The sequence below is a fragment of the Bacillus sp. EAC genome (assembly GCF_002156875.1).
Classification (GTDB): Bacteria; Bacillota; Bacilli; order Bacillales; family Bacillaceae_G; genus Gottfriedia.
The window spans coordinates 206,312-220,900 of sequence record NZ_NCSY01000007.1 but is presented as its reverse complement, the minus strand read 5'-3'; the positions used below and the strand labels follow the sequence as shown (position 1 = coordinate 220,900).

At 34.5% G+C, this 14,589-nt stretch carries 9 protein-coding genes and 2 pseudogenes; all 11 read left to right on the top strand.

Going from position 1 to position 14,589, the window contains the following annotated elements:
- A pseudogene (locus tag B7R65_RS14150) lies at positions 1-472 on the top strand (MFS transporter); the annotation flags it as partial.
- 71 nt (positions 473-543) lie between these two features.
- Positions 544-1,335: pseudogene (locus B7R65_RS14145) on the top strand (SDR family oxidoreductase).
- 644 nt (positions 1,336-1,979) lie between these two features.
- Entirely contained in the window at positions 1,980-5,231 is a 3,252-nt protein-coding gene (locus tag B7R65_RS14140) for an Ig-like domain-containing protein (RefSeq protein WP_088043434.1), read from the top strand.
- 478 nt (positions 5,232-5,709) lie between these two features.
- Complete coding sequence (locus tag B7R65_RS14135) at positions 5,710-7,107, top strand: MFS transporter (protein WP_088043433.1); 1,398 nt, start codon at positions 5,710-5,712, stop codon at positions 7,105-7,107.
- 213 nt (positions 7,108-7,320) lie between these two features.
- On the top strand, positions 7,321-8,148 hold the full coding sequence (locus B7R65_RS14130) for an MBL fold metallo-hydrolase (RefSeq protein ID WP_088043432.1): 828 nt from the start codon (positions 7,321-7,323) through the stop codon (positions 8,146-8,148).
- A gap of 843 nt (positions 8,149-8,991) precedes the next feature.
- Positions 8,992-10,104, top strand: a complete 1,113-nt coding sequence (locus B7R65_RS14125; protein ID WP_088043431.1) for an NADH:flavin oxidoreductase — start codon at positions 8,992-8,994, stop codon at positions 10,102-10,104.
- 309 nt (positions 10,105-10,413) lie between these two features.
- Complete coding sequence (locus B7R65_RS14120; protein ID WP_088043430.1) at positions 10,414-10,992, top strand: TetR/AcrR family transcriptional regulator; 579 nt, start codon at positions 10,414-10,416, stop codon at positions 10,990-10,992.
- Between the two features lie 171 nt (positions 10,993-11,163).
- Positions 11,164-11,592: a PaaI family thioesterase gene (locus B7R65_RS14115; RefSeq protein ID WP_088043429.1), complete on the top strand. Its 429-nt coding sequence runs from the start codon at positions 11,164-11,166 to the stop codon at positions 11,590-11,592.
- Positions 11,593-11,631: 39 nt separating this feature from the next.
- A complete protein-coding gene (gene fabF, locus B7R65_RS14110) occupies positions 11,632-12,873 on the top strand; it encodes a beta-ketoacyl-ACP synthase II (protein WP_088043428.1) in 1,242 nt (413 codons plus the stop codon).
- 47 nt (positions 12,874-12,920) lie between these two features.
- The gene (locus B7R65_RS14105; RefSeq protein WP_088043427.1) at positions 12,921-13,418 is read left to right on the top strand and encodes a DinB family protein; all 498 of its coding nucleotides are present in this window, start codon (positions 12,921-12,923) and stop codon (positions 13,416-13,418) included.
- Positions 13,419-13,444: 26 nt separating this feature from the next.
- Positions 13,445-14,314 carry an alpha/beta fold hydrolase gene (locus tag B7R65_RS14100; RefSeq protein WP_088043426.1) on the top strand — a complete coding sequence of 290 codons (870 nt, stop codon included), beginning with the start codon at positions 13,445-13,447 and terminating at the stop codon, positions 14,312-14,314.
- Positions 14,315-14,589: the final 275 nt, after the last annotated feature.

Genomic DNA, 14,589 nt, shown 5'->3' with positions numbered 1-14,589 from the left:
TATTTCTGGTTTGATCTTTTTAATTCTATTAGGTGGTGGTGCATTCGCACAGTTTATTCCTAGACCTTCTCAACCTGTTACACGTATTAGATGGGGGATCTTGCTTTTAGTTATTGGTTCTTGGTTGATTGTTACATCTGGTTTTATAGCAAGTTTACCATTATTATGGATCAGTATATTCATACAAGCACTTGGTGGTGGATGGACTTTCCAAAATGCACTATTTTTTGCAGGGCAACTGCCTGTACCTGAAGCGAAACCACGTGTGATTTCGGCTTTCTGGATGTGTGCGTATATAGGGTTTATTGTGCCTCCTGTTTTTGTTGGAGCACTTACTCAAATTTTCAATTTAAACATTTCTCTTATCGTGCTAAATCTGTTTTCTTCCTTGATTGTCGTTTATGTATTGTTGTATTCAGTTAGATTTAAACAAAATACTTCCAGTCCATCCATACCAAATCAAGGAGCGTAAATATGTTATAAATCTCCTAATGGAAAAAGGAGATTCAAATAAGAATACTAAATTTTTTTGTGAATTTAAGAATGATTATTCTCAAATGTTTTTACAACTTAATGATTCGAATTATAAAACAGATGTTTAAAAAAATACAAAATGGGGTGTTTAGGTATATGGAAATTCCAAAACAAATAGCACTAATTACAGGAGCAAATCGTGGCCTTGGTCGTCATCTTGCAGAGGAACTTCTTGCGAGAGGAGTTAAGGTTTATGCAGGAGTTAGAAAACCAGATTTGATTGATCTTCCTGGAGTCATCCCACTAAAGATAGACATTACAGATGAAAAGTCAATTTCTACGGCAGCCGAGATTGCAAAGGATGTAACTTTATTAATCAATAATGCTGGATCAAGCACTGGAGCTGATTTGCTAGATGGTGATATTAATAAAATTCGTTCGGAAATGGAAACTCATTTTTTCGGCACTCTCTCAATGATACGTGCTTTTGCACCGATTATTTAGAAAAATGGCGGAGGAACAATCCTAAATATTCTCTCTGTTCTATCTTGGCTGAGCGTGAACGGAGTGGGGGCATATTCAGCAGCAAAGTCGGCAGAATGGAGTTTGTCGAATTCGCTCCGACTGGAACTAGCACCTAAAAATATTCTTGTTTCTGGGTTACATGTAGCATATATGGACACAGACATGACAGCAAATATTAAGGCACCAAAATCAAACCCTGCTGAAATTGCAAAGATTGCTATCGACGGTTTAGAAGCAAATAGCTTTGAAATTCTAGCAGACAATATGAGCCGAATGGTTCAGAAAAATTTCGCTGGCGGTGTAAAAGAGATTTACCCACAATTGTTTGAACAATAACTATTCCCTTAGATGAAGAAAAATAAGGACACATCATTTATAAAAATGAATAAAAAGTAAAAGTAGGTATTGAACTATCCCAAGCGATAGTTCAATACCTACAACACCAATTAGGATCTGACAAATTACATAGACTTTTTTAAGGAAAAACATTTTATCAAAAAAGTAATTGCATGGTAAGAAAACATTCTAATTAAATGATAAAACTGTTAGCCCAAAGTTAGATTTAACTCAATGGGTCTATTACTATATATGTGTATATTTACTTGTCGTTGTTAAACTAGTGTACCCTAATATTTTGTAATTTATATTGATTTTCCTCCTATAATCTTGCCTCATTCTTTTTATATCGATAACTAAAATGAATCATTATGATAACGAGAATGTCATTTACTAAAAAAATAGTTCACCATATAATTACCTTAACATTTTGAAAAGTCTAAATTTTCCTGTTTTTTATTAATGGTTTAATGCCTCTATCCTAAAATGCAATTTATGTTAAAGGTGATGTTTAAGAAAACATTAGACTATGTTGAAAAATAGAAACAAACTGCAATGAGTACTAAGTTAATGATTCGTTCTGTGGATATTATCAGCCTTTATTTACAGGCTGATTAATATAAAAAAAATATGGAGGTTAACAAATGAGAACAAAGATGACAAAAAGAATTACTTCATTAACGCTCGTACTAACTTTATTCATGTCTCTATTTAGTAGTTTGGTTTTTGCCTCAACTGAAAAGTCAGTAAATGTAACAAAAAATCCACCTTCGAAGGAGATTGTAAAACTCAGTCCAAGTGAATCAACAGTCTCATTCACCCTTTCTCAAAGTCACTACGATATAAAGGCTGAAGCAGAATATAAGGATGGTACTAAGGCAGATGTTACAACGGAAGGAAAATGGACATCATTAGATGAAAAAGTTGTAACAGTTGCAAATGGAAAGCTAACGGCTGTAAATGTTGGGACTACAAATGTACAATTCAATCTTGGTAATGCAGTTTTAAACGTTATAGTAAATGTTGCTAAAGATGCTCTTGTTTTAAGTCAAATGTCAAATCCTTCAAAAGAGAAAAAAATTGTATCGCTTGTTTTAGAGGCAAATCAAGTTACATACATAAATGAAGGGCAAGAGCGTCCTATCACTTTGAAAGCGCTTTATAGTGATGGTTCAATGAAAGATGTAACGAAATCAGCTAAATGGGAATCAAAAGATCCTTCAATTGCATTGGTTGAAAAAGGTGTATTAAAAGGAATTTCACCAGGTAATGTTTCAATGAAAGTAACTTACGCAAATTTTCCACAAATAAATTTCTTTGCTTCGATAAGAGATATTCCTGAAAATGTAACGGGGCTGTACCTGTCGGCTGACATGTTGAGGTTAGAAACCTCTGATAAGTCGGTTCAAGTAAGTGCCACTACAAAGAACCCCATGCTGGGGAATAAAGAGGTTACTTCTTTAGGAAGTTGGTCAACGTCAGATCGAAATGTAGCTACGGTAAGTAAAGATGGTCAAATAACTCCAGTTGGAATCGGCCAAGCATATATTTATTTTAAATATGATAAGTTGGTTGGTGCTGTACAGGTTAATATTGTTAAGCCTACAAAGCTTTTAACTGATGAACCTACAGTTGAACTAATGCCAGGACAAAATTGGCCCGTTAATTTAACCGAAGTATTCACTAATGGAATATCAGAAGGTGGTATGACTTTAGTTGAAAATGTAAATCCAAATGATGTCAAATGGACAGTCGAAGATAACAGCATTGCAACGGTTACTGATTCAGGATATATCATTGGAGGTAAGACAGGTAAAACGTTTGTGACAGCTTCCTATCGTTCAGATGTTCTTCCTCCAGTTAAAATTGAGGTTACTGTTACCAATAAGCTTACAACTCCTAGAGTTATTGGTTTGACAGCTTCTCAACCAAACCTCTCTTTAGGAATAGGTGAAGAAACGCCTATTAAAATAAATGCGATTTATAGTGATGGGAGTACTGAGGATGTAACAGATTCCGTTGAATTGTACTCCGACAATTTCCACGTAGCTTCAGTTTCCCGAAAATATGGTGGTGATTCAAAAGTTATTGGTCAATTAAGTGGCACAACTGTCTTGCATGCTATCTATAATGATTTTCGTTACTTTGTAGATATCCCGGTGGCAGTCACGGATAAAGACGGTCAGAAGCAGGCTCCAAACCCTGAATCAATTTCTGTTACACCAGATATGAAAAATATGGTAGTAAATCAACAGCAGCAATTAGAGGTAAAAACGACCTATTCAGACAGATCAAATTCGAGTTCATATGCGGTATATAAATCATCTAATCCTGATGTTGTTAAAGTAAATAAGGATGGCCTGCTTACAGCTGTAGGCACTGGTACAACAATTATTACCGTAGATAGCTCTGGATACTCAAAGCAGGTTTCAATTGTCGTTTCAAATGAACCTTCTAAAGATTTTGCAAATAAAATTGTTGATCTGATTCCTAGTGAAAATGATATTACCTTTAGATTATCTGAGCACACGCATTCGTTCTCTGTAAAAGCAAAATATAAGGATGGGTCAACTGCTGACGTCACATCAGACTCAAGATTCACTACATTAGACCCGGACAAAGTTACAGTTAAGAATGGGGTCCTTACAGCAGTAGCAGCAGGAACAACGCAGGTACTTATCGATTACGGAACAAGCACAAAAATCTTGAATGTTTCAATTCTTTCTGGGAATGATGCGTCAATAAAAGATTTAAAAATTGAGTCCTTGCTTGCTTCCTCATTGGATATTGTTGTTCAAAAAGATAAGCTATATCCAGTACATTTTTTTGCTCAATACAATGATGGAACTCAAAGAGAAATAACGAAGTCAATTCAATGGACAACAGAGGATCCTACAGTTGTAAGTGTTAACGACGGGAAATTTATTGGAATGAAAACTGGAAAAACGACGGTTAGTGCAACAATAGCAGGTTTCTCTTCTATTAAAATTCCAGTAAAAGTACAAGATCCAGCTGGACCAGTAAATTTAGTAGGAATTGTTAGCGCGGGGATGATAATACAGCCTGAAGCCGGAAATATAGTAGAAGCGATAACTAATACTAGCAATGGGATGATATTACACCCTGAAGAAGGAACTATTGATGCGAACGCGTTTGCTGAATATACAGATCATAATATAGTTCAGGTTGATACAGAAGGGAAATGGGAATCTTCCGACGAAAGTGTAGCAACTGTTGACCAGAACGGAGTCATTACATGGGTCGGCGTTGGTGAAGCATACATCTGGTTCAATTATTATGGTTTGAGAGATGCTATTTGGGTAAGAAACACTAAACCTGTAGATTTATATTGGGCTGAAAACAATAAATGGACAACTAGCAATGTAATGTTAGAACCTAAAAAGTCCACTGACATCTCAATTAATGGCTTCTTTGGTCATCATGGCAGAGATGGAAATTGTGATTGTTATAATCTTAATAGCAAAGCAAAATTTACGGTGGCGGACGAATCGGTTGCAACGATTTCTGCTGATGGACATATCATTGCTCACTCTCTAGGAAAAACGAAAATAACTGCTACTGTTTTTGGAATGTCAAAGACAATCGATGTTGAAGTTGTATCAAAGTATCCTACATTTACTAGGGGGATAAGCTCCTCGGCTGGTTATATAGTAAATTCAACAGGTTCAACAAATGATATAGTCATTAATGCTATGTCAAGCGATGGAACGATAAAAGACGTTTCAGCTGATGTAAAATGGTTTAGTTCCAATACGGAAGTAGCGGAAGTGACCGCTGATCATAAGATCCTAACGAGGTCCGTAGGAGCCGCTGTAATCATTGCGGAATATGATGGAATTAAAATTATTATTCCAGTAATAGTTAAACCTAATTAAATTGAAACATTTGATTAAATTTCAGTAAATTTTAGAGATGATCTTGTCTTATAGTGGTTGTTAGGTTATAAGAGTTGATATTGTACGGTTCCATATACAGAGGAGAATATTACAAAGTTTGTGAAATACATGGAATTGAATCAGTTAGAATTTTTTATGGCACTTTGCGAGGAAATGCATTTTACTAATTTAGCTTTCTTTTTTTGAAATTTCGAGAATGTTCGTTCGTAAATCATAGCTGTAAAGATACTAGTCTGAAGTAATTTCTAATATTAAAATTGTCATAAGAAATAACAAGTTACTTAGTATCTAGATAAATGTGATGAGGAAATGGTATTAACTTTGATTGAAATTAAAAAAGGTAAATAAAAATGCGAAGAAATAAAAAGAGCAGTCAATAAAGTTGCTGCTCTTTTTCCTTTATATGAATGTTCGTTCTAAATATGTAAATTTAATAAAATTGGAGGAAATTAATAAAATGAAATCAAATAATCAATTGAATAAAAGTGCTAAGCAATCTCAGTTAAATGAAGGAATAGTTACGTTGTTGCTTGGCATTGCAATCGTATTAGTCATTATGAATACGACGATGTTTAATTTAGCTTTACCTGATGTAGCTAGGGATTACCAACTATCAGCTTCTTCAACATCATGGATTGTGACAGGTTATTCAATTGTATTTGCTATTTCATCTATCACATATAGTCGACTTGCAGATTTTGTACCAATCAGAAGACTTTTTGTATTAGGATTATTATCACTGAGTTTTGCAGCAATTGCTGGAATATTTAGTAATAGCTTCATAATGCTATTAATTGTCCGTATTATTCAAGCTTCAGGTGCGGGGTCATTTCCAGCATTATCCTTAGTTTTAATCACACGTTATGTACCACTTGAGCGACGTGGTAGGGCAATGGCATTAATTTTATCTTCTGTATCACTTGGGTTTGGTCTAGGTCCTGTTGTGGGTGGAGCAATCGTTGAATATATAGGATGGAAATCATTATTTATCGTGACAGCTATCACATTATTTTTAGTACCACTTTTTATCAAGCTTATTCCAAATGAAGCCTCAAGAAAAGGATCATTTGACGTTTTTGGTGCACTGTTTATTGGGGTTGGAATTACTGGTTTACTTTTATTCTTAACAAATCATTCTTTAACTGCTCTAGTTAATGGTTTAATCGCAATTTCATTGTTTATTATTCGTATACGCACTGCCAAGGAACCATTTGTATTACCTTCATTATTTTTAAATCGTTCTTACCTTGTTCTAGGAGCAGTGGGGATCTCGGCTTATATGACTAGCTTTGCAACATTATTTTTAATGCCACAAATACTAGTCAACCAATATAGTTTAAGTGCAATACAAGCCGGGTTGGTCATATTCCCAGGATCATTCCTAGCTATGATTGTTTCAAAAAAGATCGGCTGGTTCATCGATACGAACGGAAACAATGCGCTAATTAAGCATATTCCGCTATTACTTTTAGCTTCGGTCCTAATGTTTGCATTATTTGAAGGGGTTTCTTACTTTGCAATCATGGGAATTTACATGGTAATGAGCGTAAGTATCACAATCCTTTCAAGTAGTATTTCAAATGAAATGTCTAAAATATTACAACCAACTCAAATTGGATCTGGGCTAGGCCTGTTCCAATTATTACAATTTTTTAGTGGAGCATTAGGAGTTGCGACGACAGCAAGTGCTCTTAATTGGCAGAAGAATTTTTCAATTGGTCAGGCGTACAGTAATATTTATTGGGGACTAACAATCATTGTGGTTCTATCAATTGTTTGTGCGTATATTTATTTACAATTAAGTTTACGAAAAGCAGTATATCTTAAAAGAAAAGAGTATAGCTATGATGAGTAAGTAAATAAATTTGATATAAAAGATAATTAAATTACTAGGATCATAAAAATGAGTGGTTATTCATTCATTTATATGATAAATTCGAAATCAGAATATTTATAAATATGAAAATGCGGTAACTGTAGTCTGGATTTTCTACGTATTATACATACCGTAACTACAGATGACTAATTGAATGTAAATAATAGTTTAATACAAAGGAGATGAAAAGTGATGTTTTTAAAGAAAAAATCATACTTAGGAGAGAAAAATGGCGTCTCCTACTTGAATGGTGAAGTTAAATATCTAAGTATTTCATTAAATGTTTACAGTTATTTAGTGGATGGTGTATTAATTGATACAGGATCGCAGTCCTTACATAGATATTTCGAATCTTTTATTGACCAAGCAGATTTTGATCAAGTAATGATCACTCATTCTCATGAAGATCATTCAGGTTGTGCTGCTTATATTGAAAAAACTAAGAATCTACCAATTTATTTAAGTGAAAAAGCAATAGATTATTGCGCACGACGTGCAGATTATCCTTTATATAGGCAACTATTTTGGGGGAGAAGAAAGCCGTTTCATGCTAAGGCTATCCCTGAAACGTTTACATCCAGAAATGCGACATGGAAAGTAATCGATACACCTGGTCATGCTTTTGATCATAAAGCATTATTAAATCAGGAGACAGGTCAATTATTTACGGGAGATTTATTTGTAAGTGACCGGACAAAAGTCGTGTTAGCAGAAGAATGTATCCCTTCAATTATTAACTCATTAGAGAGAGTATTAACTTATGATTTTCAAGATGTATTTTGCAACCATGTAGGGTTTGTAGAAGATGGTCGCGCAGCACTTGAACGTAAACGAGACTATCTATTATCTATTAAACATAAAGTATTAACTTTACAAAAAGAAGGGAATTCAGCTGAAGTTATCCGTAATAAGCTATTTCCAAAAAAATACCCAATTATAAAATTTTCAAGTGGAGAATGGGATTCACTACACATTGTAACATCTATAATAAATGAAAATAATGAACGTAAACCTGATTAATTTTAAAAAATATTGATGATTTACTGGAAAGACCTTTTAATTTATGTTGAATAAGGTATTAGTCATTTTTAATAATGAATATGGCTAAAATACCCCGACAAATGTGATTAATTCAGCAAATAAACCAGTATAAAACGATTATCCAAATGAATAAATGGCTTAAAATAAGGCTGTAATAAGCAAGTAAATTACTAAAATTAGAGATTCCTAAACAACTAACGCAAGCGTTAGTTCAACACGACACGATGGGCTGCCACGGTAGTCTATTTTTTATAGTGCTAAATGGCAGTTTAATAAGGAATGTTACAAGAAATATTGAGAGTCTAAATTATGTTTGACATTTTGGAGGAAAAGTAATTAATAGAAAAAGGAATTTTTTTATCTGTTATCACTATTTATATCTTGTTTGTTGTCTTAAAGGACTTCAATCGTTTACAAAAAAAATTTAAACATACTCCAATAAAAAGTGTTGTTAGAATAGGTCTCCTACTCCTTGTAGTTGGATTATTTTTCAGACACTTTATATTAAATATTTAACAATCAACTAACTCATGCATTAGCCAACCACGAATCGCAAAAAACTACGATTCACCTCAGTGAATGAAAATAGATTGTAAGTGTTAATACTGATACTGACCTTAATCCAGTCAACTGTAATCACTAGTCTATTTATTTAAGCTCTTCTCTTTGAGGGGATAAGTCTGTGCCATGGACTCAATAGAGGCGGCTTAGAGTCATTACAACAGGCATTTCTAAATTAAATAGATGGAACGAGTAACTATGTCAAAAGTGACTACTTTTGATTAACCAATTATTTTATTTGTTTAAAAAGGAGAGAATTTTATGAAATCAAGAAAATCTGTTAAACCATTATTTACCTCATTTGAAATTGGAGAATTGAAGCTTGAAAATCGATTTGTTATGGCACCAATGACTCGTAAGTTTTCACCGAATGGGATTCCAGGATCCAATGTAGCTGAATATTATCGACGACGAGCTGAAAACGGTGTTGGTTTAATTATCACTGAAGGTACACTAATTGAGCATCCTGCAGCTGGAGCAGAACATAATGTTCCGCATTTTTATGGTGAAGAAGCTCTAAACGGATGGGCGCAAGTTGTTAAAGAAGTACATGAGGCTGGAGGAAAAATTGCTCCACAGATTTGGCACACTGGTATGGCGCGCGAAAAGAAAAATTTTCCTGATTCAGATGTCAATCCAATCGGTCCATCAGGTATCAGTTTAACTGGTGAAAAGGTATCTGAACCGTTAAGCGTTGAAGAGATTCAAGAACTTATTCAAGCTTACGCAACTGCTGCCTCTAATGCTAAGAAGCTTGGGTTTGATGCAGTGGAAATACATGGCGCGCATGGATACCTTATAGACCAGTTCTTCTGGGAAGTAACAAATAAGCGTACAGATGAATATGGTGGTGATTTAGTAAGTCGCACACGTTTTGCTGTAGAAGTAATCAAAGCCGTGCGTCAAGCTGTTGGTCCTAACTTCACTATTATTTTCCGATTTTCTCAATGGAAACTTACCGACTATAATTTCAAACTAGCAAAGACTTCCGATGAATTGAAACTTTTCTTAGAACCTTTGTCTGAGGCTGGTGTAGATATTTTCCATGCTTCAACAAGACGATTCTGGGAGCCAGAGTTCGAGGAATCAGACCTTAACCTGGCTGGCTGGGCTCGTAAAATTACTGGTAAACCAGCAATTACAGTCGGATCAGTTGGTTTGGATTCTGAGATGATGACCTTATTCACAGAAGGTAAGGGTGGACAACCGGCAGATATTGATAATCTGATCGACCGTCTTGAGCGAGAAGAGTTTGATCTAGTAGCCGTAGGACGAGCACTACTAGGAGATCCGGCTTGGGTAGCAAAAATTCGTGAAGATAACACCGAAGAACTTCATTCATTTACGAAAGAAGCTTTAAATATTTTGAAATAAATACAAGGAGTACCTATTCTCTTTGATAAAAAACAGGCAGCTTGCTAAAAATGATAAGCCGCCTGTTTTTTGATAATTTTATATACTCTTATGAGAAAAGAATTCTTATAAATTATTTAAAGCATTTGCTATTGGAGTTTTACCATTTCATATTGTTATGACTTTGCCAAAATTTTATAGATGAGATTTTTACATATCTTTCTAAATGTATTGAAAATACGTTAATGTTAGATTGACAATACTTATAATAATATGTTTAAATCAAAACAGACCAATTGTTCTTTTTTGAAAAAAGGAGGTAAGTAGTAAATGAATAAAGGTGAACGAACTAAAAAATACATCATTGAGAAATCTTCTACATTATTCAATAAACATGGATATAAATCGACATCTATCTCTGATATAATGACTGCCACTGGTTTAAAAAAGGGTGGTATTTATAATCATTTTGAAAATAAAGATACATTGGCCGAAGCTTCGTTTGCTCATTCTTTAAATACTCTTAAAGAAAATTATAAAGAAGCAGTTGCATCAAAAGATTCTGCTTATGACCAATTTAAAGCATTTATTAGCGTTTTTAGTACTTTGTCTCAAGATGAAATTGTCATAGGTGGATGCCCGTTGATGAATGCAGCAATAGAAGCTGATGATTCAACTATTGAATTCGAGGATACAATAAAAGAAGGATTTACTGGCTTAATCAAACTTATTAGAACGATTATCATTCATGGAAAGAATCGAAATGAAATCGGAAGAGACATAGATCCAGAAAAGATGGCCGTTTTCATTCTGTCTTCATTAGAAGGAGCATTAGCCCTTAGTCGTTTATACAAAGATAAAAATTATTTAGATATGGTAAATATGCAATTAATAGAAATTCTTTTCTAATTGCGATTTCCATATTTTTTTGAAACAAAAACAGACCGTTCGGTTCTTTTAGTTGAATGTATTTAGAGAAGTGAATTGCATAATAATTTGTGACTTTGCTATTATCAATTCTTTATTTTCATTTTAGGTTTATGTATTTAAATAATATTTTATACTGAAAGGGGAATTTTAATGAAGAATACCATTAAATTAAATTCACAGAAGGAAATTTCTGTTCCTCCTGTTGCAAAATTAATAGGCTTTTATCCAATAGAGATTAAAAGAGGAGAGACTGTATTTCAACTTGAGACAAAAGAAGACCATTTCAATCCAATGGGAACCGTTCATGGTGGCATACTTTGTGACTTGGCGGATGCAGCAATGGGAGTTGCTTATGCTACCTTATTAAATGAAAGTGAATCCTTTACAACTGTTGAATTAAAAATAAATTATTTAAAACCTATATGGCAGACAACTTTAAAAGCCCATGCGGTTGTAATCAAAAAAGGCAGCAACATCGGTTTTATTGATTGCTCAATATATGATGAAAAAAAGTCATTGATTGCGAAAGCAAGTTCTACATGCATGACGCTTAAAGGTGAAATTGCAAAAAATAGATAACAATGGCAAAATCTCTAGAATTATTCAAGGAGGATCTTTATGAATCGCAGGGTTGTAATAACTGGTTATGGTGTAGTATCACCATTAGGTAATGATGTAGAAACATTATGGAAAAATATCAAGGCTGCAAAATCTGGCATTAAAAAGGTTGAGTTCGAGGGTTATGAAGATATAAGTTCAAAAATTGGTGGTCATATCGAAAAACTTTTTCCTGAAGAATATTTTGATAAAAAAGAATTAGGTAAATACGATAAATTTGTTCAATATGCGTATATTGCAGTCAAACAAGCATTAGATCAAGCAAGACTAGACCTCGAAAAAACAGATCCTAATCGATTAGGAGTATTTATTGGCTCAGGAATTGGTGGATTAGACACTGTACTAGAAAATCATAATATGCTTTTAGAAAAAGGAGCAAGAAAAGTATCTCCTTTCATGGCACCAATGATGATCAGCAATATGGCTGTAGGAATCGTTTCAATCAAAACAGGATTCAAAGGAACAAGTTTTTCACCTGTATCTGCCTGTGCAACTGGCAATCATGCAATTGGAGAAGCCTTTCTTAATATTCGGCACGGATATTCTGACGCCATTTTGGCAGGAGGATCTGAAGCTTCCATCAGTCCTTTAGCTTATGCTGGTTTCTCTAGGATGAAAGCAATGTCAACTAATAATGATTCACCCGAGACTGCCAGCAGACCATTTGACAAAAAAAGAGATGGTTTTGTTATGTCGGAAGGAGCAGGAATTTTGTTGCTTGAGGAATATGAGCATGCTAAAAAAAGAGGGGCAACTATTTTAGGTGAAATCATAGGTTATGGATCAACAACTGATGCCTACCATATTACTTCCCCTGACTTTCATGGAGCAGAACGAGCAATGAATCTCGCATTGAATATGGCACAGATCCAACCAATAGATGTCGATTACATTAATGCTCATGGCACGAGCACACCTGAAGGTGACAAATCTGAAACGAAAGCAATTAAAAGTGTTTTTGGTGACCATGCATATAAACTGAAAGTAAGTTCAACTAAATCTATGACAGGGCACTTATTTGGAGCTGCTGGTGGAATTGAAGCAATCATCACTCTTAAAAGTATTTTGGAAAATACAATTCCACCTACAATTAACTATGAATATCCAGATGAAGAATGTGATCTAGATTATGTTCCAAACTATCCAGTTCATGCAGAAGTAAACTATGCGATTTCAAATGGATTCGGATTCGGTGGACATAATGCAGTTTTAGTATTTAAGAAATTCAATGATAGTTTATAAATATAGCTCTTTCTATTAGATAAAATACAAAAATAAGGAGGGCTATCATGAGCTCGAATACCATATTGAAAACTGCAAACTATGTACGTTTAAATAATATACGAAAATTTGAGTCTATGTCAGAAGAGTATTATGATATACAGCCGATCCAGTTTAATAACACAATTAGGTGGAATATAGGTCATTTCATTACGATTATGGATAGCATGCTTTTCAAACGAATTACGGGTTCATCAAGGCTACCTGATGGATTCAATGAACTTTTTAAAGGCGGAACAAAACCTTCAGACTGGACTATATCTCCACCTTCAAAAGTTGAATTGATTCAACTACTAAAAATACAATTAGACGATATAAATTCAACCTTTACGGGTAAATTAGATGAGAAGCTGAAAGATCCATTTTTGATTCGTGATACTACGTTTGAAACTATTGGGGATATTTTAGGGTTTGTAACAATACATGAAGTACAGCATTCAACGACTTCAACCTATATATTAAAGGAAATTCAACGTTTAAATACAAACTCAGAGATTAATAAATAAATAATAAACTATGAGGATGGTATAAAATGAAAAATTTAGAACAAAAATTTAATACTTTCACTGCAGAAACAGTAGAAACATCTTATTTAGAAGCGGATGGTATTCGGTTCGCTTATCGGACTTTCGGTAAACCATCGGATGTTCCGCTCGTTTTCTGCCAACGTTTCAGAGGCACGATAGACGATTGGGATCCTGCTCTCATCAATGCACTGGCAAGAGAACGGACGATCATCCTGTTCGATAGCGCGGGCATAGGATTATCATCGGGAGAGACACCGGAGTCGTTCTTTGGAACGGCGAAATACGCATATGCTTTCATTCGAGCGTTAGGACTTAAACAAGTCGACTTGTTGGGATTTTCAATGGGCGGTTACATTGCTCAAATCGTGGCGTTAGAGCATCCGGATTTGGTCCGTCGCTTGATTTTGGCAGGTACGGGGGGAGGAACCGGGGAAGGCACGGAAGCCGGAAAACCTGAAGTATTTCAAGTTGCGTTCAAGCCGGTTAACGAACCCGAAGATTTCTTGTACTTGTTCTTTGAGCAAAGCGAGACGAGCAAAGCGGCAGGTTTAGCGTATTTAGAGCGTCTTGCCAGAAGAAAAGAATCAAGAGCGCCGCTTGTAAAACCGGAATCGGTGCAAGCCCAAATCAAAGGTGCTGGGGAATGGAGAACGATCTCAACCTTCGATCGACTGGGAGAAATCAAGCAGCCCGTGCTCGTGGCCAACGGAAATCGCGATATCATGATTCCTACCGTTAATTCTTATATTATCTCTCAACGAATTCCGAATTCTCAACTGATTATTTATCCGGATTCTGGTCATGGATTTCTTTTCCAATATCCAGAAATATTTGCAGAACATGTAAATATTTTTCTTAATAAAAATCTTAATTAACAAATTGAATTAATATTTTAACATCGAATAAATATGAAAAAGATGACTCAACAAATGAGTCATCTTTTTTTATAGAAATAATATCCCTCTAAATTGGAATTATTTCCCATAAAAAATATTTTAAATTATCGAAATTTTTTTGAAATTATACTATAATTTAGATAGTGATTCCCATAGTCAGCATGATCATTATTTGGAGTATGAAAATTGTACTTTTAAATTACCTTGTATTGTAAAACTGAAGTTAAGTGATTATTTTGCTTCTAACCACCTAT

What these genes read in the sequence shown, in the direction of transcription:
- B7R65_RS14140 (WP_088043434.1), top strand. Translation starts at nt 1,980, where the DNA reads ATGAGAACAAAGATGACAAAAAGAATTACTTCATTAACGCTCGTACTA.
- B7R65_RS14135 (WP_088043433.1), top strand. Translation starts at nt 5,710, where the DNA reads ATGAAATCAAATAATCAATTGAATAAAAGTGCTAAGCAATCTCAGTTA.
- B7R65_RS14130 (WP_088043432.1), top strand. Translation starts at nt 7,321, where the DNA reads ATGTTTTTAAAGAAAAAATCATACTTAGGAGAGAAAAATGGCGTCTCC.
- B7R65_RS14125 (WP_088043431.1), top strand. Translation starts at nt 8,992, where the DNA reads ATGAAATCAAGAAAATCTGTTAAACCATTATTTACCTCATTTGAAATT.
- B7R65_RS14120 (WP_088043430.1), top strand. Translation starts at nt 10,414, where the DNA reads ATGAATAAAGGTGAACGAACTAAAAAATACATCATTGAGAAATCTTCT.
- B7R65_RS14115 (WP_088043429.1), top strand. Translation starts at nt 11,164, where the DNA reads ATGAAGAATACCATTAAATTAAATTCACAGAAGGAAATTTCTGTTCCT.
- fabF (WP_088043428.1), top strand. Translation starts at nt 11,632, where the DNA reads ATGAATCGCAGGGTTGTAATAACTGGTTATGGTGTAGTATCACCATTA.
- B7R65_RS14105 (WP_088043427.1), top strand. Translation starts at nt 12,921, where the DNA reads ATGAGCTCGAATACCATATTGAAAACTGCAAACTATGTACGTTTAAAT.
- B7R65_RS14100 (WP_088043426.1), top strand. Translation starts at nt 13,445, where the DNA reads ATGAAAAATTTAGAACAAAAATTTAATACTTTCACTGCAGAAACAGTA.